17 protein-coding genes are annotated in these 20,724 nt (G+C 49.8%); all 17 read left to right on the top strand.

Annotated elements, in window-relative coordinates:
* The first annotated feature begins 9 nt into the window (after positions 1-9).
* Positions 10-1,365, top strand: coding sequence for a replicative DNA helicase (gene dnaB, locus GIW82_RS09045; RefSeq protein WP_154749502.1), 1,356 nt, complete (start codon positions 10-12; stop codon positions 1,363-1,365).
* Between the two features lie 121 nt (positions 1,366-1,486).
* Positions 1,487-2,779: an adenylosuccinate synthase gene (locus GIW82_RS09040; protein WP_154749501.1), complete on the top strand. Its 1,293-nt coding sequence runs from the start codon at positions 1,487-1,489 to the stop codon at positions 2,777-2,779.
* Between the two features lie 432 nt (positions 2,780-3,211).
* Positions 3,212-4,495: a M23 family metallopeptidase gene (locus GIW82_RS09035; RefSeq protein ID WP_195913994.1), complete on the top strand. Its 1,284-nt coding sequence runs from the start codon at positions 3,212-3,214 to the stop codon at positions 4,493-4,495.
* Positions 4,496-4,669: 174 nt separating this feature from the next.
* The gene (yycF, locus tag GIW82_RS09030; protein ID WP_154749499.1) at positions 4,670-5,377 is read left to right on the top strand and encodes a response regulator YycF; all 708 of its coding nucleotides are present in this window, start codon (positions 4,670-4,672) and stop codon (positions 5,375-5,377) included.
* A 5-nt stretch (positions 5,378-5,382) separates the two neighbouring features.
* Positions 5,383-7,203 (top strand): cell wall metabolism sensor histidine kinase WalK, encoded by a 1,821-nt coding sequence (gene walK / locus GIW82_RS09025; protein WP_154749498.1) that lies wholly within the window; start codon positions 5,383-5,385, stop codon positions 7,201-7,203.
* Entirely contained in the window at positions 7,200-8,519 is a 1,320-nt protein-coding gene (locus GIW82_RS09020; protein ID WP_154749497.1) for a YycH family regulatory protein, read from the top strand. The genes walK and GIW82_RS09020 overlap by 4 nt, the downstream gene beginning before the upstream one ends.
* Complete coding sequence (locus GIW82_RS09015) at positions 8,506-9,312, top strand: two-component system regulatory protein YycI (RefSeq protein ID WP_154749496.1); 807 nt, start codon at positions 8,506-8,508, stop codon at positions 9,310-9,312. The genes GIW82_RS09020 and GIW82_RS09015 overlap by 14 nt, the downstream gene beginning before the upstream one ends.
* Positions 9,313-9,324: 12 nt before the next feature.
* The gene (locus GIW82_RS09010) at positions 9,325-10,113 is read left to right on the top strand and encodes an MBL fold metallo-hydrolase (RefSeq protein ID WP_154749495.1); all 789 of its coding nucleotides are present in this window, start codon (positions 9,325-9,327) and stop codon (positions 10,111-10,113) included.
* A 118-nt stretch (positions 10,114-10,231) separates the two neighbouring features.
* Entirely contained in the window at positions 10,232-11,437 is a 1,206-nt protein-coding gene (locus tag GIW82_RS09005) for a S1C family serine protease (RefSeq protein ID WP_154749494.1), read from the top strand.
* Positions 11,438-11,502: 65 nt separating this feature from the next.
* On the top strand, positions 11,503-12,006 hold the full coding sequence (locus tag GIW82_RS09000; protein WP_154749493.1) for a DinB family protein: 504 nt from the start codon (positions 11,503-11,505) through the stop codon (positions 12,004-12,006).
* Positions 12,007-12,265: 259 nt separating this feature from the next.
* Positions 12,266-12,487 carry a CxxH/CxxC protein gene (locus tag GIW82_RS08995; protein ID WP_370456181.1) on the top strand — a complete coding sequence of 74 codons (222 nt, stop codon included), beginning with the start codon at positions 12,266-12,268 and terminating at the stop codon, positions 12,485-12,487.
* A gap of 90 nt (positions 12,488-12,577) precedes the next feature.
* On the top strand, positions 12,578-13,057 hold the full coding sequence (rlmH, locus tag GIW82_RS08990) for a 23S rRNA (pseudouridine(1915)-N(3))-methyltransferase RlmH (protein WP_370456151.1): 480 nt from the start codon (positions 12,578-12,580) through the stop codon (positions 13,055-13,057).
* A gap of 147 nt (positions 13,058-13,204) precedes the next feature.
* The gene (locus tag GIW82_RS08985) at positions 13,205-14,626 is read left to right on the top strand and encodes a polysaccharide deacetylase family protein (RefSeq protein WP_154749491.1); all 1,422 of its coding nucleotides are present in this window, start codon (positions 13,205-13,207) and stop codon (positions 14,624-14,626) included.
* 150 nt (positions 14,627-14,776) lie between these two features.
* A complete protein-coding gene (locus GIW82_RS08980; RefSeq protein ID WP_154749490.1) occupies positions 14,777-15,895 on the top strand; it encodes a DUF418 domain-containing protein in 1,119 nt (372 codons plus the stop codon).
* Positions 15,896-15,906: 11 nt separating this feature from the next.
* Positions 15,907-17,010, top strand: coding sequence for a sensor histidine kinase (locus GIW82_RS08975; protein ID WP_195913993.1), 1,104 nt, complete (start codon positions 15,907-15,909; stop codon positions 17,008-17,010).
* Positions 17,007-17,612, top strand: coding sequence for a response regulator transcription factor (locus GIW82_RS08970; RefSeq protein ID WP_154749488.1), 606 nt, complete (start codon positions 17,007-17,009; stop codon positions 17,610-17,612). The genes GIW82_RS08975 and GIW82_RS08970 overlap by 4 nt, the downstream gene beginning before the upstream one ends.
* Positions 17,613-18,299: 687 nt before the next feature.
* Positions 18,300-20,555, top strand: coding sequence for an ATP-binding cassette domain-containing protein (locus tag GIW82_RS08965; RefSeq protein ID WP_154749487.1), 2,256 nt, complete (start codon positions 18,300-18,302; stop codon positions 20,553-20,555).
* The last annotated feature ends 169 nt before the right edge of the window (positions 20,556-20,724 follow it).

Genomic DNA, 20,724 nt, shown 5'->3' with positions numbered 1-20,724 from the left:
GATAAGTCCATGAGCGAAGCGATTGACCGTATCCCGCCGCATAACCACGAAGCAGAACAATCGGTGATCGGTGCGATCTTCCTTGAGCCGCAAGCACTTATATCAGTTGCGGAAGTTGTGTCTCCAGAAGATTTTTACCGCATCGCCCACCAGAAGATATTCGATACGATGGTCATTCTTGCCGATCACGGCAAAGCGATCGACGTCGTCACTGTAACAGAAGAGTTATCGGCTAAGAAGGAACTGGAAGATGTCGGCGGCTTGTCGTATTTGACGGAAATTGCCAACGCGGTGCCGACTGCAGCCAACGTTCTTCACTACGCCCGCATCGTTGAAGAGAAAGCCTTACTTCGCAGACTGATTCGTGTAGCAACCTCGATCGTCGAAGACGGCTTCAGCCGTGAAGACGAAGTGGAAGCGCTGCTTGCGGAAGCAGAGAAGAAGATGCTCGACATTTCGAACCGGAAAAATGCCGGTGACTTTGTCCACATCAAGGACGTTCTCGTCAAAACATACGATAACATTGAATTGCTGCATACGCGTAAAGGGGATGTTACAGGCATCCCAACAGGTTTCACAGATCTTGACAAGGTGACAGCTGGATTCCAGCGTAACGACCTCATCATCGTCGCTGCACGTCCTTCAGTCGGGAAGACTGCATTCGCGCTCAACGTTGCACAAAACGTGGCGACGAAAACAGACGAGAACGTCGCGATTTTCAGTCTCGAGATGGGTGCCGAACAGCTAGTCATGCGGATGCTTTGTGCGGAAGGCAATATCGATGCACAGGTACTGCGGACAGGGGCACTGCAAGCGGAAGACTGGCGCAAGCTGACGATGGCGATGGGGAGTTTGTCGAATGCCGGCATCTTCATCGACGATACGCCAGGCGTGCGTGTCAATGACATCCGCGCGAAGTGCCGCCGCCTCAAGCAAGAGCATGGACTTGGCATGATTATGATCGATTACCTTCAGTTGATCCAAGGACCGGGACGCGCCGGCGAGAACCGCCAGCAGGAAGTATCTGATATTTCCCGTTCTTTGAAAGGGCTTGCCCGTGAACTGGAAGTGCCGGTCATCGCACTGTCTCAGCTGTCCCGTGGCGTTGAGCAGCGGCAAGATAAGCGGCCAATGATGTCCGACCTTCGGGAATCCGGAAGTATTGAGCAAGATGCCGACATCGTATCCTTCCTCTACCGGGAAGATTACTACGATAAAGAAACGGAAGACCAGAATATGATTGAAATCATTATTGCCAAGCAGCGGAACGGTCCGACCGGAACGGTGAAATTGGCGTTCGTAAAAGAGTACAATAAGTTCGTTTCGATCGACTGGAGTCAGCATGAAGACGCATCTTCTTTCTAAAAAGCGAACGATTTATAGGTTTATGGATGTATATGTTCGGATTTTTGTTGACGAACTGCTGGAACCTTGATACAATGAATGCTGTTTGAGATAGGGCATAAGCCCAACGGAGGTGCTTTCGATGACATCAATCGTAGTAGTAGGAACGCAATGGGGAGACGAAGGAAAAGGGAAGATCACGGACTTTTTGTCAGAACACGCAGAAGTGATCGCTCGTTACCAAGGCGGAAACAATGCTGGTCATACAATCATATTCGGTGGGGAAACGTATAAATTGCATTTAATCCCATCAGGAATCTTCTATAAAGAAAAAACATCCGTTATCGGGAATGGCATGGTGGTCGACCCGAAAGCGTTAGTAAAAGAATTGACAGGTCTGCAGGAACGCGGTGTCGTTACGGACAACCTACGGATTTCCAACCGTGCACACGTACTTCTGCCTTACCACATCAAGCAAGATGAAGTACAAGAAGAGCGTCGTGGCGCCAACAAGATCGGTACGACAGGTAAAGGGATCGGGCCCGCTTACATGGATAAAGCAGCACGCATCGGTATCCGGATGGCTGACCTCTTGGACCGCACGGTATTCGAAGAGAAGCTTCGCCAAAACTTGATCGAGAAAAACGAGATGTTCGAGAAGCTTTACGATACGGAAGGTTTTTCCGTCGAAGAGATTTTGGAAGAGTACTATGCGTACGGCCAGGAGATCGCGAAATATGTGACGGATACTTCTAAGGTGTTGAACGATGCACTGGATGAAGGCCGCCGCGTCTTGTTCGAAGGAGCGCAAGGTGTCATGCTCGATATCGACCAAGGAACTTACCCGTTCGTTACATCATCGAACCCAGTTGCTGGGGGCGTAACAATCGGCGCTGGTGTCGGACCGACAGCAATCTCACACGTCATCGGTGTATGTAAAGCGTACACGTCACGTGTCGGAGATGGCCCGTTCCCGACAGAATTGTTCGATACAGTCGGCAATCGTATCCGTGAAGTCGGAAAAGAATACGGAACGACGACTGGTCGCCCACGCCGCATCGGTTGGTTCGACAGTGTTGTTGTCCGCCATGCGAGACGCGTCAGCGGATTGACGGACCTGACAGTCAACTCGATCGACGTATTGAGCGGACTTGAGACGGTTAAGATCTGTACAGCATATCGTTACAAAGGTGAGCTGATTACAGAATATCCAGCGAACCTTCGCATGCTTGCAGACTGTGAGCCGGTATACGAAGAAATGCCAGGCTGGAGCGAAGACATCACAAGCTGCAAGTCGCTTGATGAGCTTCCAGCGAATGCCCGCCATTACTTGGAGCGAATTGCGCAATTGACAGGCGTCCAAATCTCGATCTTCTCGGTCGGACCAGACCGCACACAGACAAACATCGTCACAAGCGTTTGGAGACAAAATTAAGAATCATATCAAGGAAGACTATTCGAAAAGCCTGTAATCGGCTTTCCGGATAGTCTTTTTTCATCCATTTTCATAGAAAAATATCGAGTTCATCGTGATTTTTTGTGATTGTAACAAAATGAACACATTTAAAATAGATTATTATTAGTCTATATGACAAATGTAACAGTGTGAGGAAGGGATGTCGTCTTGAAGAATTTGAAAGAATCACAGCTAATAAGCGATTTTCAAGTAATTTATTTCTATTAATTTCCTTTTAATAGGAATAAAAGGAAGTAATAATGCAATTTTATTACAAGTATCAAATGGGTGTTGTTGAGGAGGAAGAATATGATACATTGATAACCGGGAAAAGAGCAGACAGCAGCTTCTAGCAAAATAGAGAGAAAAAGAAGCGCTGTAAGAATGACCAATCAAGGAGGAAATGAGAAGTTGCAAAAGAATACACATATCCCGCATCGCGGGTTTGAATCGATAAAAATCGCTGTGGCTTTCGTCTTATCATTTACAGTGATTCAGGCTAGCCCTGTTTTCGCTAAAGAGAGCGAAGCGGATGGTCTCGGGACAATCTATCATGTTTATAACGCAGGTGAGTACCTCGGAGCTGTATCAAACCCTGAACCAGTACAAACGCTCGTTGAGGAAAAAGTGGCAGCAAAAGAGCAAGATTTCGAAAAATTACGGATCGGTGCAAGCAAGGACTTCACAATCGTGCCTGAGCAAGTGTTCGAGCCGACAGTAAAAGAAGAGCAAACGATCATCGATGCACTTGATGAGAACTTGGAGCTTGAAGCAATCTCCTTCGCGCTCGTGCTTGACGAGGAACAAACGGTTTATTTGAGCAATAAAGAAGACTACGAGGAAGTGCTGCACCGGATCAAAGCCACATTCGTTTCGGAAGAAGAGATGGCTGTTTGGGAGAAAGAACGCGAGATGGAGCAGTTGCCTGAGCTACAGCCGGGCGAAACGCGCATTCTGGAGCTGTACATCGCTCCGAAAGTGTCCGGTCTGACAAAACGCATTGCGCCGGAAAAAGTCATGACGGTGGACGAAGCGGTCGATTACCTCTTGGATGAAAAACAAGTGGAAGTCATCGTCAAGAAACAGCGGAAGATCAACAAGGCGATCAAACATGAAAAGATCACACAAACCTCCGCTGACCTGTATGTCGGGGAATCGAAAGTGAACCAGCAAGGGAAAGACGGCAACCGGGAATTGACGTATGCCATTACGGAGACGAACGGCAAGCAATCCGGACGTACCGAAATCGGCAATGACGTGACGCAGGAAGCGGTCAACGAGATCGTCTTGAATGGTACGAAGCCCCTGCCTTCTGTCGGGACGGGTGTCTTCGCTTGGCCGGCAGTCGGAGGATACATTTCCAGCGAGCAAGGCATGCGTTGGGGACGGATGCATAAAGGCATCGATATCGCCCGTCCGTCCGACTTTACGATCAAAGCAGCAGATCACGGAATCGTCCGTGCAGCGGGCGCTGACGGCTCGTTCGGTAACCGTGTCATCGTCGACCACCAGAATGGCTATGAGACGATTTACGCACACCTCGCATCGATCGATGTCCAGCCAGGGCAAGTCGTCCAAAAAGGAAGCAAGCTCGGCATTATGGGGACAACAGGCCGTTCGACAGGAATCCATCTTCATTTCGAAATCTCAAAAAATGGCGTATTGAAAAATCCGCTCCATTATATTAGTCAATAAGAGGGAAGACCGGCCGACTTGGCTGGTTTTTTCTGTTGGGAGAACTATTTCCCGGGAAATAACATCCTTTCCTCAAAGGTGCTAAACGCTCCAAAGAATGATAAAGTAAAGGGTAGACAAGAAAAACGGCAGCATGGAAAAGAAAGAATAGATGAAAGACGGAGGGGACCAATTATGAGCAAAACGATCCTGGTAGTGGACGATGAAAAACCGATTGCAGACATTTTACAATTCAACTTGAAGAAGGAAGGCTATAATGTCGTCTGTGCATATGACGGGGATGAAGCGATCAAGATTGCAGAAGAGATCCAACCGGATTTGATGCTGCTCGATATTATGCTGCCGAACCGTGATGGCATGGAAGTATGCCGCGAAATCCGGAAGAAATTCGACTTCCCGATCATCATGCTGACAGCAAAAGATTCGGAAATCGACAAAGTGCTCGGCCTTGAGCTTGGTGCAGATGATTACGTAACAAAGCCGTTCTCGACACGTGAATTGATTGCGCGTGTGAAAGCGAACTTGCGCCGCCGCAATGCAGCGCCTGCGGAAGAAGAGACGGTCAACTCGAACGACATCCAGATCGGCTCTTTGACGATCCAACCGGATGCATACCTTGTATTGAAGCGGGATGAGACGATCGAACTGACACACCGTGAGTTCGAATTGCTCCATTACCTCGGCAAGCACATCGGTCAGGTCATGACGCGTGAGCACTTGCTGCAGACCGTCTGGGGCTATGACTACTTCGGCGATGTACGGACGGTCGATGTGACGATCCGCCGTCTCCGCGAGAAAATTGAAGACAACCCGAGTCACCCGGCATGGATCGTGACACGACGGGGCGTTGGTTATTATTTGCGCAATCCTGAACAGGAGTAAAGACAATGCAAAAAGTCAGTTTTTTTAAATCGATTCATGTGAAATTCGTCTTGATCTATATTTTACTGATTCTTCTGGCGATGCAAATCATCGGACTTTACTTTGCACAGCAATTGGAGAAGACGCTCAGTGATAATTTCTATGGATCGATTGAAGATCGCATGAATATTGTCGAGTACAGTGTCAGGGAAGAAATGATCCGGATCAGAGGCGATGAAGATGCATCACTGGAGCAGAGTTTGCGCTCCGTGCTGTATGGATTCAAGTCGGACGACATCAATGAGATCCGCGTCGTCGACTCACGGTTCCGGATCCTTGCATCTTCGTCCATCGAGAACCAGTCGCTGGTCAACCAGCGCTCTACGCTCAATTTAGTACGCGATTCGATCATGGGACAGACGGCGCTGGAGAACACGTACGTCAACGGACAGACAGACAGGATCTGGGTACGGGTCCAGCCGATCGTTTCGGGCGGTGAAGTGCTAGGTGCCCTGTATGTGGAAGCAGAAATCGAGAATGTCTACGACCAGATGGATGAGATCAATGGCATCCTGGCCGGTGGAACGGCGCTCTCGCTTGTCATTACCGCGATACTAGGGGTGCTCGTCGCACAGACGATCGCTAAGCCGATCTCGGATATGCGGAAGCAGGCACAGGCGATGGCCAGAGGGAACTTCTCGCGTAAAGTACGCGTTTACGGGGAAGATGAGATCGGCCAGCTGGCGCGGGCGTTCAACCATTTGACGAACCGTCTGCAGGAATCCCAGCAGTCGACCGAGAGTGAGCGGCGCAAACTGGCGTCCGTCCTGTCGAACATGACGGACGGTGTCCTATCCACGGACAGACGCGGGCGGGTCATCTTGATCAACGAAACGGCGTTGCGTCTCCTTGACGTTACGTATGATATGGTCATCAACCGGCCGATCGTCTCGGTCCTTGGACTGGAATCGGATTATACGTTCGAAGACTTGATCCACGAGAAAGAGTCGATGACGCTCGATTTCAGTACGCATGAGCAGACGACGTTACTCCGCACGAGCTTTTCGGTCATCCAAAAAGAGACCGGCTTCGTAAACGGGCTGATCGCCGTCCTGCATGACCATACCGAGCAGGAGAAAATCGATATGGAGCGGCGGGAATTCGTCGCGAACGTCTCACACGAACTGCGTACGCCTTTGACGACGATGCGCAGCTATTTAGAAGCGCTTGCTGAAGGGGCTTGGCAGGAGCCGGAGCTTGCACCGAACTTCCTGAGCATCACACAGACCGAGACAGAGCGGATGATCCGTCTTGTCAACGATCTCTTGAAGCTCTCGAAGATGGATTCGGACGCGACGGATCTCAATAAAGAGATCATCCAGTTCAACCAGTTCTTCAACCGCATCATCGACCGCTTCGAAATGTCGCGCAAGCAAAATGTACAGTTCGTGCGGAATTTCCCGGATGATACGTATTTCGTCGAGATGGATGCGGACAAGATGACACAAGTCGTCGATAACATCATTTCGAATGCGCTGAAATATTCACCGGAAGGCGGCACGATCCGCTTTGAATGGGAAGCGCGGGAAGAACTGCTCCTAATCTGCATTAGCGACCAGGGGATGGGGATTCCGAAAGAGAACCTGGACCGCATTTTCGACCGTTTCTTCCGTGTCGACCGTGCACGCTCACGGGCAATGGGTGGAACAGGTCTCGGTCTTGCGATTTCCAAAGAGATGGTGCAGGCACATGGCGGGACCATCTGGGCAGAGAGTGAATACGGGAGAGGCACGACCATCTACTTCACGTTGCCTTACGAAATGGCCGACGGAGGTGAGTGGGAATGAAGTACATCGAGCATATCAAATCAGGCGCATTGGCATTGCTCGTGCTGCTCAGTGTCGTCCTGACGTTCACCATCTGGACGTTCAAGCCGACGTTCGAAATGATCGAACCGCCGTCCACCGACGTCGCGATCGGTGAAAACCGTCGTGTCGAAGAGGTTGTGCGGCCGCATAAAGCGTTGTTTCATTACAGCGATACGGTCACCGGCACGACAGAGCGTGCTGACATTGATCGCCTTCTTCAATCGGTCGACGGCTGGAAAGTGCAAGACTTGGCATTGGCCGAAGAAGAAGCTTCATCCGCCACGATGTCTGCTTACTTGCATGACTCGAATCGTGTCGTCCTTTATTATAACGGCGGGGTTCCTTTCTCGATCTATGACACGGTGATGGAAATCACGGACAGCGCGATTCCGGAATCCTCCTTCGACCGGCTGATCATCGAGTGGGGAACGATCGAGAGTAATAAGTTCGTCCTGCATTTCATCAACAGCGAGACCGGACGCATTTATAAAGCGTTCATCACCTCTTCGGTCCTTGATGAGTTCCAGGCGAGCACGCTTGTGGAAGCGATGGATTTCGATGCGTATACGATAAATGAAGCGATCGGGAAACTCCCGATTTATGTACCGACAGAGGAAAAACAGATGACGCAATATACGTATTTGCTTGATGAAGTATCACCGAACCGTTTCGTCAACGCATTGTTCGAAAATCCGAACAATGTCTCGGCGACACGAGAGGCGATGTATGAAGAGTATACGGATGATTCCGCAGCGATCATGCGCGTCCATAAGACGAAAAGCATCAGTTACGTACAGCCGCAGGCAGAAAGTGCCGATCCGTCGGTGCCATCCGAGCTGTTGTTGAACACACTCGATTTCGTCAATGGACACGGAGGGTGGACGAACGACTACCGCTACTTTGGGATGAACCCGTTGAACCAGGAGATCACGTATCAATTGTTCCTGAACAACCGACCGGTCTTCGGCTCGATGCTCTCGACATCGATCGATATCACATGGGGAACGGACAACGGAGAAGAGCAGATCTACCAATACGATCGACCGGTCTATGTCCTCGAGTCGACAGTCAGCACACAGCTTGTGGACATGCCTTCGGGACTCGATGTCGTCAACGCGATGAAGCGGCTGGAAGACCGGGACTTGACGGAGATCACCGACATCATCGCAGCGTATGAACTTGTCCGGAAAGACCAGCTGCTGGAATTCCAGCCGGCATGGTATTATCAGTCTAATGGCATCTGGATCAAGCTGACAGGTGAAGAGATCGGAGGGGGACCGTTTGGACTGGAGTAAAACGAAAACCATTTTCATCATCGTCTTCGCCATCCTGAACGTGGTCCTCTACACGCTTTACCTCGACCGCTACAGCGAAGCGAAAAACGTGGAAGTGCTGGGAGACTCGTCGATCGACGAGAAGCTCAGCGCGGATAATATCATCTATCAGGAAGTCGTGGAAGAAGTGGAAGACTTGCCTTATATCCAGGCGGAGCTGAAGCAATTCACGCCGGAGGATGCACCGCAGGAGAACGTCCAAGTTACGGTCCGGGAAGATAAATATATGACCGTCACGTTCAATTCGCCTGTCACACTTGAAGGTGCGGAACTGGAAGAAGCATTCACGGACTTTGCGGAAGAAGTCGTCCATGAAGGAGGCTCCTACTCGTTATGGAGCATCTCTGAAGATAAGCAGGAAGCGGTTTTCTTTCAGCAAGTCGAAGGTCACCCCGTTTATTACAGCGACAACGGGAAATTGACCGTCCATTGGAACGATGCGGGGGAAATCACGCATTACGAGCAATCGATGTATGAGAACGTCAAGCCTGCGGAGCAGCTGAAAGACATCGTCCAGCCGATGCAAGTGCTCAATACGCTTTATCAACAGAGCCAGCTGCAGCCGAATAGTGTAGTGGAAAAAATGGAACTGGGCTATTCGATCTTCGTGCAAGTATCCGAGAGTACGCAGATGCTGACACCGACATGGCGTGTCGAGGCGACGCTTGAAGATGGGGAGACGCGACAGTATTTCGTCAACGCAGTGAAAGACGGTGTAATCGAACCGAACAGGGAAGAAGACAGCACAGATTAAGGAGTTTTGATTATGCGTTTTAGTGTTTTGGCTAGCGGCTCAAGCGGCAATGCCATCTATATCGAAAATGACGAGCATGCATTCCTTGTGGATGCAGGTCTGAGCGGACGGAAGATGGAGCAGTTGTTTTCCTCCATCGGCAAGTCCGTCGCCAACTTGGACGGTATTCTTGTGACGCATGAGCATAGTGATCATATTAAAGGGCTTGGCATTCTTGCCCGCAAGTACAAAGTGCCGATTTATGCCAATGAAAAGACATGGATAGCGATGGACGGCCTCGTCGGTGCGATTCCGACCGAGCAGCGCTTCCAGTTCGACATGGAGGCGGTCAAGAGCTTCGGGGGCTTGGATATCGAGTCGTTCGGTGTGTCGCATGACGCAGCGGACCCGATGTTCTATGTGTTCCATGAGAATGGCCGCAAACTGTCGCTCATCACGGATACAGGCTATGTCAGCGACCGGATGAAAGGCATCATCCAAGCATCGGATGCCTACGTCTTCGAAAGCAACCACGACATCAGCATGCTGCAGATGGGACGTTATCCGTGGTCGGTGAAACGACGGATCTTGAGCGATGTGGGACACGTATCGAATGAAGATGCCGCGGTCGCGATGAGTGAAGTGATGGCAGAGAAGCCGACGAGCATCTACTTGTCGCACTTGAGTAAAGACAACAACATGAAAGAGCTTGCCCGGATGAGCGTCGAACAGACGCTGCAGACGAAGGGCATCATCGTCGGGGAATACACCCATCTGTTCGATACGGATGCAGAAATCCCGACACCGCTCGTTACAGTATGAACAATCGCTCCGCGTCTTGCGCGGGGCGTTTTTTTGACTCGATTTTCTTTGGAACATTGTCTGTGCCGTTTTGGATGAGTAAAATATAGGTATAGACAAAGAGAGAGAAGGTGAAGTAATGGGTTATTACAATTCGCCGAATTCCCCGCAGCGGCGGGGCGGCGTTTTTCTTGCCGGTTTTGCCGGCATCGTGATCGGGGCATTTCTTGTATGGCTGCTGCTTTACAGCCGTCCGGAACTGCTGCCGAACGGACAGACCCGGTCAGACGGGACGAGTGACTCGCAAGTAGAGGAGACGGGCGGGGCGACCGAGGTGGTCTCACTCGACATCACGACCGGTGTGACTGAGGCCGTGGAGACTGCAGGAGATGCAGTCGTCGGCATCACGAACTTGCAGACGGTCAACGACTTCTGGTCGCAATCACCGGGAACGGCACAAGCGGTCGGGACGGGCTCCGGCGTCATCTATAAAAATGACGGAGGCGTCGCATACATCGTGACGAATCATCATGTGATCGAAGGAGCTTCCGGACTGGAAGTGACGTATGCGGACGGCTCGAAAACAGAAGCCACCATCGTTGGAAGTGATATTTGGACGGATCTGGCGGTCATCCAAGTGGATGGTGCAACAGTTCCGGATGTCGCTGAATTCGGCGATTCGGACGCACTGAAGCAAGGGGAAACCGTCATCGCGATCGGCAATCCGCTCGGCTTGGAGTTCTCGGGCTCGGTAACGACCGGTGTGGTCTCTGGGACGGACCGCGTCGTACCGGTCGACCTGGACGGTGATGGCAGCGAAGATTGGCAGGCGGAAGTGCTGCAGACGGACGCTGCCATCAACCCCGGCAACAGCGGTGGTGCACTCGTCAACCTTGGCGGCCAAGTGATTGGCATCAATTCGATGAAGATCGCGACATCCGCAGTGGAAGGCATCGGATTTTCCATTCCGATCAATTCCGCCTTGCCGGTCATCGAGTCGATCGAACAAACAGGTGAAATGATCCGGCCTTCAATGGGCGTGACGTTACTGGATCTGGCACAAGTGCCCCAAATATACCGCCAGGAAACGCTCCACTTGCCGGATGACGTCGAACAAGGCATCGTCGTGAACGATGTCATTCCAGGAAGTGCGGCAGACCGCGCAGGCATGCAGCGGTACGACGTCATCATCTCGATGGATGGTGAAGCGGTCGGGAATCTGATTGAACTGCGGAAACACTTATACAATGAAAAACGGATCGGCGACATGCTGACTGTGCAAGCTTACCGGAACGGAGAGCTTGTGGAATTCACGCTCGAGCTGACCGATAGTTCGTCCATGTAAGAAGGGATTAAAGGAATTTTTCCGAATAGATTAAGTTAGAAGCAGTGAAAGAAAGGATGATCTCTATGTTCAATTCTTTACAGTCATTTCTTGATATTTGGCAAGACGAAGCAGCCTCTACTCAATTGATTTTCGATGCGTTGACGGATGAGTCACTGAACCAGACGATCACACCGGAACACCGGTCGATTGGCCGCCTGGCATGGCATATCGTCACGACGCTCGATGAAATGACCGGACATGCTGGTCTGAAGTTCGACGGAGCGGCACTCGGCTCAGAAGTGCCGTCCACCGCTGCCGAAATCTCGGATGCGTATCAGCGGGAGAACGAAGCGATGGTCAAAGCGATCCGTGAACAGTGGAGCGATGCGACATTGTTTGAAGAGCGGGATATGTACGGAGAGGATTGGACAATCGGCAATGTGCTGTGGGTGCTCATCACGCACCAAATCCATCACCGCGCACAAATCACGGTGTTGATGCGGCAAGCCGGCTTGATGGTGCCAGGATTATATGGTCCATCGAAGGAAGATTGGCTGACGCGTGGCTCGATGCCACCTGAAGTATGAATAGAAGCTGTTCCGGCAAATGGTCGTCACCTTTCCGGAACAGCTTTTCCTTTGTCTTGAAAAGATATTGTATTAGTTCGTAATAGTATTGTAAATTTTGTAACGTTTATTGAGATAAAACTGAAAATTGTTCGGAATTCGATCATTTAAAGTGTGTGGATAACTTTCGATCCTTTTTCAATCTGTGCACATAAGTGCTTGGAAACAACGCCTGTCTGGAAAGGATTTAATCACTCTGTTACAATGAGTTGTGGATAAGATGAACGAAATGTGCATAACTAAGGGGAATATTCGGAAATTAGAAAGGGGAATGAACATGGAGATGAAAAGTTGCCAAACCCACGTGGAGCGTGCACTTGACGAGTATGTTGCAAAAACGGAAAGCTATCCTATCCTAACGAAAATCGAAAATGATGAAAACTTATCCACAAAGTGTGATTTTTGTGAAGAGCCCGCAATGTATCTTGTGGGAAACAAATAATTAGACACAAGATATAGAAGTGCTTGTGGATATGTGCATAGAAGTTGTGAACAACTTGTTTGTAAAACAATTGTAAAGAGAGGATAAGCTGTGAATATCTCAATTATCAGTGTAGGCAAATTAAAGGAAAAATATTTAAAAGAAGGCATCGCCGAGTATGCAAAACGGCTCGGCAGCTACGCTAAGTTCGCCGAAATCGAGGTGGCGGATGAGAAAGCACCGGAGCAGTTGAGCGAAGCTGACATGGAAATCATCAAAAAGAAGGAAGGGGACCGCATCCTGGCGAAGATTTCCCCGGATGCTTACGTGATCGCCCTGGCCATCGACGGCAAGATGAAGACGTCCGAAGGGCTGGCAAAAGACATGGAGTCATTAATGACTTACGGCAAGAGTAAAATCGTCTTTGTCATCGGCGGATCTCTTGGTCTGCACGACGATGTGCTGAAGCGAGCGAATGAAAAGCTGTCGTTTTCGAAGCTGACTTTTCCGCATCAATTGATGAAGTTGGTGCTGGTCGAGCAGGTTTACCGGGCGTTCCGGATTATGAAGAATGAGCCTTATCATAAGTAATATTCGCAATCCATTCACGAACCAATCTATCTTCGTGAATGGATTGCGATGAGTTTGCTAAATAAACCGTGATTCTGATCAATAACGCATCCAGTGGACAGGGATGCTGATCTTGTTTAAATCAAAAAAACCAGTAGGAGCAGTTTTATGAGACCCATAAAATTAACTATTTCCATTCTGATGATTCTTGGTGTGGTGGGCATCGTTCTGATGTCCAACTTTCTTTCGAAAGGCGAGGCCGAGGAATCACTAAATAACAATGAAGAGAGCAGCAACGAAATGGAACGTTCTGCGTACCCCAATGTCGACATCATCACTGAAATAACAGAGGAAAAGACGCACAATATGGCCATCCATTACCCGGAATTCACTGAGCCAACTTTAAATGAAGAAATCACTGAATATGTAACGGCATCCGAAAAGGAATTCCTGAGCGAAGTAAGCCGAAACAAGGAAATTCTCATGGACCTTCCTGCTTCACTGCACATTTTGTTTGATATCCATCAATTTGCCGAAGATACTTATTCCATCGTCTTCAATGAAGAACGTTTCGTTTCGGGAGCAAATGGGCTCCAAAGTTCGCGCGTGTTTTTGGCCAATACAAATAATGACGAATTCCTGCAGCAGGCAGAGATTTTAATCGATAATGAGCAGAACAGGAATGAAATTTATCAATTATTGCTAAATGAGTTTGAACAATCTGCAGAATATAATTTGTATTTTTTCAAAGATCAGTTAGAGGAGTGGATCGAAGATGAGAACAACGCGTTTTCAAATATGTTCCTCACTGACGAGTCCGCAGTCTTCAAATTCGATAAATACGTTGTGACAGCAGGTGCTGCAGGATCACCGGAAATCTCCATTCCACTTGAAAAAATGCGGGATTTAATAACAGATGAGTGGAAAAAAAGAATGGGCCTCGAAGATGATCAAGTACCGGCATCACCAGAACAGCCGACACTGAGCGATGGAAGTGATCCGGATGACAGTCCGGAGGGGACCGCCCCGTTAAGTGCTAAGCAGGTTGCTCTGACATTCGATGATGGACCGCACCCCACTAACACAATCGAGATTCTTCAGTTGTTGGATACGTATGATGCGAAAGCCACCTTTTTTATGCTGGGCAACAGGGTCGAGTTCTATCCTGAACTTACCAAAAAGATTGCCGAAAAAGGCCATGAACTGGGAAATCATACATGGAGCCACAAGAGTTTACCTGCCCTTGGAAGAGAAGAAATCGTAAAGGAAATCGAAACAACGAATGAGGCCATCCGGAAGGCAACGGGGGAACGGCCTACTGCTTTCCGGCCTCCATATGGTGCGCTAAATGATCAGGTACGGGACGCTATCGACATGGATCCGACCTTATGGACAATTGACACATTGGATTGGAAATCACATGATCCCCATCAAGTTTTAAGCATAGTCGAAGAGAATGTCACAGACGGGTCTGTAATTCTCATGCACGATATTCATGAGTCCACCGTTGCAGCAGTGGAATTGATTTTGAAATCTTTGGATGAAGAAGGTTATGAGTTTGTGACTGTTTCTGAACTGAATACAAAATAGAAAACCGGACGGGACGCTTGTATTTCGAGTGTTCCATCCGGTTTTTTTGATCAACTGAATGACACGTGTCATCACCATTTCTTGACGCCTGTAGATATGTTCCAGGGCCTCCTGAGCTTACGATATAGGTAAGAAAAGGAGGGCGTCGACATGAAGCGGATTGCGTTGATCGATATTTTAAGAGGAATTGCGATTTTAGGGACACTTGGGACGAATATTTGGATATTTGCGCATCTCGGGGACCTTCTATACATTACGACTGCAGGCGCCAGCAGTTGGACGAACATGAACGATTTCGTCCGCACGATTGTCTTATTTATGGTGAACGGCAAGCTGCTCGGGATGTTGACGATCATGTTCGGCGTCGGGATGGAGATTAAGTATCAGCAGTCAATCCGCCGCAACAAGCCGTGGATCGGGATGTACAAATGGGTCATCCTTTTTTTGATGATGGAGGGCTTCCTGCACTACTTACTGGTCATGGAATACGACGTGCTGATGAGCTATGCCGTCACTGCGGCCATTATCGCGGCCATCATCAAGCGCGGAGAGCGAGTGATGACACGGGTGTTATGGATTGCGGGGATATTGCACGTTGGCATGGTTACGCTGATTTTCGCGGCGATGCTTTTGGAGCCGGCGATTTCGCTCGCAAGTTCACCGCAGCTGATCGCGCTGTATGCTGAAGGTACATGGCTTGAGCAAGTCCGGAACCGTCTTATGAATTTTGTTTTCTTCCGGACGGAATCGATCTTTATCATTCCGTTGAACATCTGTTTGTTCATTGTCGGAGTCAAGCTGATGCGCAGCGGCGCTTTTTCCTTCGATGCACAGGGAATCGCGATTCAGCGGAAGCTGCTCGTTTGGGGGCTGGGACTCGGCTTGCCATTGAATGCATTGATTTTCATACCAGGCGGTGCGTTCGACTTGCCGATCCGTTATTTGTTTGCGCCGGTCCTTGCTTTCGGTTATATCGGGCTGATCGCGTTCGTTGTCCGGACGTACAGCACGTGGCGGGTCTGGAAGTGGCTTGAGATGACCGGGCGGATGTCGCTGAGCTGCTATATTTTGCAAAACTTGACGGGCACCGCGATTTTTTATGGGTGGGGTCTCGGGCTTGGTGGTAAACTGAATAGTATAGAAATTGTAGGCGTATTTTGTATGATAGTAGCAGCGCAAATTATATTCGCAAATGGCTGGTTGGCGAAATTTCCATACGGTCCGGTCGAATGGCTGCGGAAGGGAATGCTGCAGAAGCTGGAAAGGTAGGAGTGGGGCGCATGCTGGAATGGTATCCGAAAAACCAGGCAAGGTATTATTTGATCGTCGACGTCCTGACCGTCCTGCTGTTCAGTTATGCTGTCATCATTACGGAGCAGGTGCCGTCATTCGCGCTGAAGCTGGTGTTGATTGCAATTTATCTTGGTGCGTATTACACGGCGCTGTGGCATCAGGAAGGCGCATTGCTTCCAGCTGTCATCGCGGGATTGATGTTGACCGTATTTTTGGCTTATTTGGGAGGGCCGCACTGGGTCCTCTTTCAGATCACCTTCGCAGATCTTGTGGGGCGGGCTGTCAACCGGCGAATTTTGTGGACTGCGACCTTCGTTAACGTCCTGCTTCTCACCGCACTGGTCTGGCGCTTCCAGGACGTGCTCTTTTCGGACGCACAGGCGATCACGCTGGCCATCATGCTCTTCATCTTGCTGCTGCCGTGGCTGCGTTTTTATATAGAGAAAACGAAGCTGCTTCAGCGCGAGGTGGATGATGCAGAGGTTCACATTGCGATGCAGCAGGAACGCCAGCGCATTGCGCGGGACTTGCACGATACGTTAGGGCACACCTTGACGGTCATCAAAGTGAAGACCGAACTCGTCTCCCGGCTGGTGCCAAAAGAGGAAGAGCGGATTCAGAAGGAGCTTAATGATGTGATCCTGGCAGTCCGAACGGCGCATAAACAAGTACGTGAAATCATTTCGGAAATGAATTTTTTGTCGTTGCAGAAGGAACTTTCGAGTTGCAATCAGCTGCTCGAGCATGCCGGTATTGATGCGAAAGTGGACAATCGGCTGACGGGGGTGCTGCTGTCGAGCGTGCAGGAAACGATGCTTGCCTACAGCGTCCGGGAAGCGGTGACGAATGTCGTGAAGCATAGCCGTGCCACTGCATGCAAAATCGTGCTGTCCTACACAGAAGGCCAAGTGGAAGTGGCGATCAGCGATAATGGCGTCGGATTAGCGGACAAGCGGCAAGGCAACGGGCTGTTCACGATGAAAGAGCGGATGCAGTCATTAAAAGGGAATGCAGAAGTGAAGGATACTGCGGCAGGAACGACGGTGCTCCTGTCTATCCTACTCAACCCGACACAGGAGGATAAAAGATGATCAGGATTTGTATTGCTGAGGATCAGCAGCTGCTGAGAGGGGCATTGGTTTCCATCATGGAGCTTGAGGAGGATTTGATCATCGCCGGCGAGGCCGCAGATGGCGCGGAGGCGTGGGCCTTGATTGAACGGGAGCAGCCGGATGTTTGTATTCTGGACATCGAGATGCCGCACTTGTCTGGGCTGGACGTGGCCGCGAAAATACGCGCACACGATTTCCCGTGCAAAATCATGATCATGACGACGTTTGCCCGGGCCGGTTATTTGCAGGAGGCGATGGACCTGAACATCGAAGCGTATATTTTGAAAGATGAGCCGATCGAATACGTCATCGGGGCCGTGCGCAAAATCATGAATAGTGAACGGGTCATCAGCCAAGATCTTGCAGCAACCTTGTTCATGAACGAAAAAAACCCGCTGAACGAGCGGGAGGTCAATGTGCTGAAGCTCGTGAAGGAAGGTTACACAACGAACGAAATCAGCAAGCGCTTATTTTTGACCAAAGGCACCATCCGCAACTATCTGTCGTTATCCATCCAGAAACTCGAGGTCGAAACGAGGCAGCAGGCTGTGCAGAAGGCGGTGGAGAAGGGGTGGATTTGATTTTTGATAGAAGTGCGTCATCTTTATTCTTTGTAAATCAGACCGTCATGGAAGAAACCGCTCGTTCCTTACAGCTTATTATTTTCAAATGCAGCATGAGGAGGGTGTTCAGCAGTCCTTACTTAACTATAATAAATTGAACTAAAGAATTGGATTTTTAGAAAGGTGGAAGAAAGTGCTCCAGGCGGACGCTTTCCGCTCTTTCTTCTAAAGAGAGAGCACGGTAGTGCCACACATCACTCATCCCCAACAATTATGAAAAGATATGGAGTAAAACAGCGGAGAAGAGCAAAGATGTGCTCCTGCTTCTGCATCGATTCACTGGCTTCGAAGCATGAAAACCGTTGCATCGCTTTGCTGTGGACTAAGCGAAGTGCCGAGATCCACTTTGGCGAAGAGCCAAAGTTAGCTAAGAATTGGCTGAAGGAAGTTCAGCCGATTCTTCTGCGACGAAGCAGCGAAGCGATGCAGGAGCAAAAGCACTGGACGCGGAGCTGTTTTACGGAATATCGGAATCTTAAGTTCAACTTATATAAATATAATTCTTCGCAGATTATCAAAGCTTCTCAAAGATCATAATTCTTTTTGTAATGGACAGCCTGTATGTCTGCTTATGCTCTCTCGGGGAAGTACGACAATATGCTGGCAGGCAATCAGCGCCTGAGATCTACGAGAAAGGATGATTGGATGTCGAACACAGAGGACGAAATCATTTTACGCGGCCTTAAAGCAAACAACTTGAAAAATATTGATCTTAACATTAAAAAAAAGCAAATCACCGTGTTTGCAGGAGTCTCGGGTTCAGGGAAGAGCTCGGTCGTCTTTGATACGCTTGCGGCGGAAAGCAGGCGGCAAATGACGATGAATTATCCGATGTATGTCAGAAATCAAATGCCCCGGTACGAGCGCCCCCCAGCGGACTTGATGAAGCATTTGAGTCCGGTCGTCGTGATCGAACAACGGCCGATCGGTGGGAATTCCCGCTCGACAGTTGGTACGTATATGGATATTGATCCGTTGATCCGGCTGCTGTTTTCACGTATCGGCGACCCGCCGATCACGTCTGCAACCGACTTTTCGCGAAACGGTTCATTCAGGCATTGTCCAACGTGCAATGGGTTCGGGGAAATCGTTGCCCCGGACATCCATAAATTGATCGATGCGGAGAAATCATTGAGGGATTATGCGGTTCAGTTCAAACCGTTGTCCCCGTCCGGCTGGCAGGGCAGATGGATGATTACGGGAGGCTTGTTCGATCCGGACATCCCGGTGAAGGACTTTTCGGAGGAAGACTATCGATTGTTCGTTCATGGTCCTCCCGAAGGCGAGCGGGTCTTCGCACCGTTCCATACGAAAAATGGTCCACAGCCCCATGAATGGGATGGATTATTGCCGAGGTTTACGCGGCTGTACATTAACCGGGATGTTTCAAAACTTGCCCAAACCTCTCTGGATGAGGTCCTGGCGATGACTTCCCGTGCGTCATGCCCGACGTGCCAGGGCTCCGGGCTGAATCCCCAGGTGCTCGCATGCAGAATCAACGGCTTCAATATTGCAGATTATGAGGCGTTCGAGCTGACGGAGTTAATGGCAGAGCTTGAAAAAATAAAGGATTCGGTCGGGTCCACCATTGCTGGCCAGGCCATTCCTTCGATCAGGCAGCTCATCGATCTCGGATTGAGTTATTTAAGTTTGTCGCGGAAAATGGGGACGCTCTCTGGGGGAGAAGCCCAGCGTGTGAAGATCGCGCGTCATTTGGGCAGCAGCCTGAACAATATGACGTATATTTTCGATGAACCTACCGCAAGTCTGCATCCCGGGGAAGTGGATCTGCTTCTTCAAATGTTGAAGCGCATCAAGGAACAGCACAATACGGTCGTCGTGATCGAACATGATCGATCGGTCATGAAGATCGCCGATGAAATCATTGAAATGGGGCCGGGTGCCGGTGTGCACGGCGGGGAAGTGATCTTTCAGGGGAAGCAAGGGGAGTTGGAACGTTCGTCAACGGCAACAGCCCTTCAGCAAACACGCGAGATCAACCCGCATCCCCGTCCATTCGCCGAATCTTTTTCCATCAGGCATGCGTCGATGAATAACCTGAAAAATATAGCAGTGGCCATTCCGAAAAATGTCCTCGTGTCTGTTTGCGGCGTGTCGGGATCAGGAAAAAGTTCGTTAATGCTCGGAGCATTCCCACAAAAATATCCTGAAGCGATCATGGTGAGCCAGTCGCCGATCGGTCTCTCCAGCCGCTCGACACTTGCGACCTATATGGGCATCATGGATGACATCCGGGCGATTTTTGCCCGCGAAACAGGACAGCTTGCCGGATTGTTCTCTTTCAACTCGGCAGGCGCCTGTCCGGTTTGCGACGGAAAAGGCGTGACAAAGCCGGATGTTGCTTTTGCCGATCCGGTAACGGTGACTTGTGAAGCGTGCGGGGGGACGAGGTATTCGGATGAAGCTCTTTCGTATACGTACAAAAGAAAAAATATCGTGAAGGTTTTACAGCTGACGATTGAGGAAGCCGGTGACTTTTTTGATCGCCCGAAGATCATCAGCCGTGTCAATACGTTAAGAGATGTGGGGCTTGAGTATTTGACTCTCGGACAGACGACGAGTTCATTGAGCGGCGGCGAAGTGCAGCGCCTGAAATTGGCTAGCCATCTGCAAAAAGAAGGGCAGATCTATATTTTGGACGAGCCGTCATCCGGTTTGCACGTCCAGGACAACGCCAAACTGTTAACTTTGTTCCAACGCCTCGTGGATCAGGGGAATTCGGTCATGATTATTGAGCATAACCTCGATTTTATTGCCGCAAGTGACTGGGTCATTGAACTTGGACCGGGCGGAGGAAAACACGGCGGAGAAGTCGTTTTCGAAGGAACACCGAAGGAAATGCTCTATGCCGATACACCGACAGCGAAGTGGTTGGAGTGAGCAAGGAGCAGGTTTGCGGGGCTTTCAGGATTATGAAGAATGGACCAACACATTGTTCTGAATTCCATCATTTAATTGAACACATCCATGGGAAGTCAGCGATGCTTCTTGGGAACAACCGGTCAATGAACCAATTGGGCCGGTTTTTCTTTTTTAAAAAAAGCTCTAT

The sequence above is a fragment of the Planomicrobium sp. YIM 101495 genome (assembly GCF_009707665.1).
Taxonomy (GTDB): domain Bacteria; phylum Bacillota; class Bacilli; order Bacillales_A; family Planococcaceae; genus Planococcus.
This window is presented reverse-complemented; position numbering and strand designations above follow the sequence as displayed.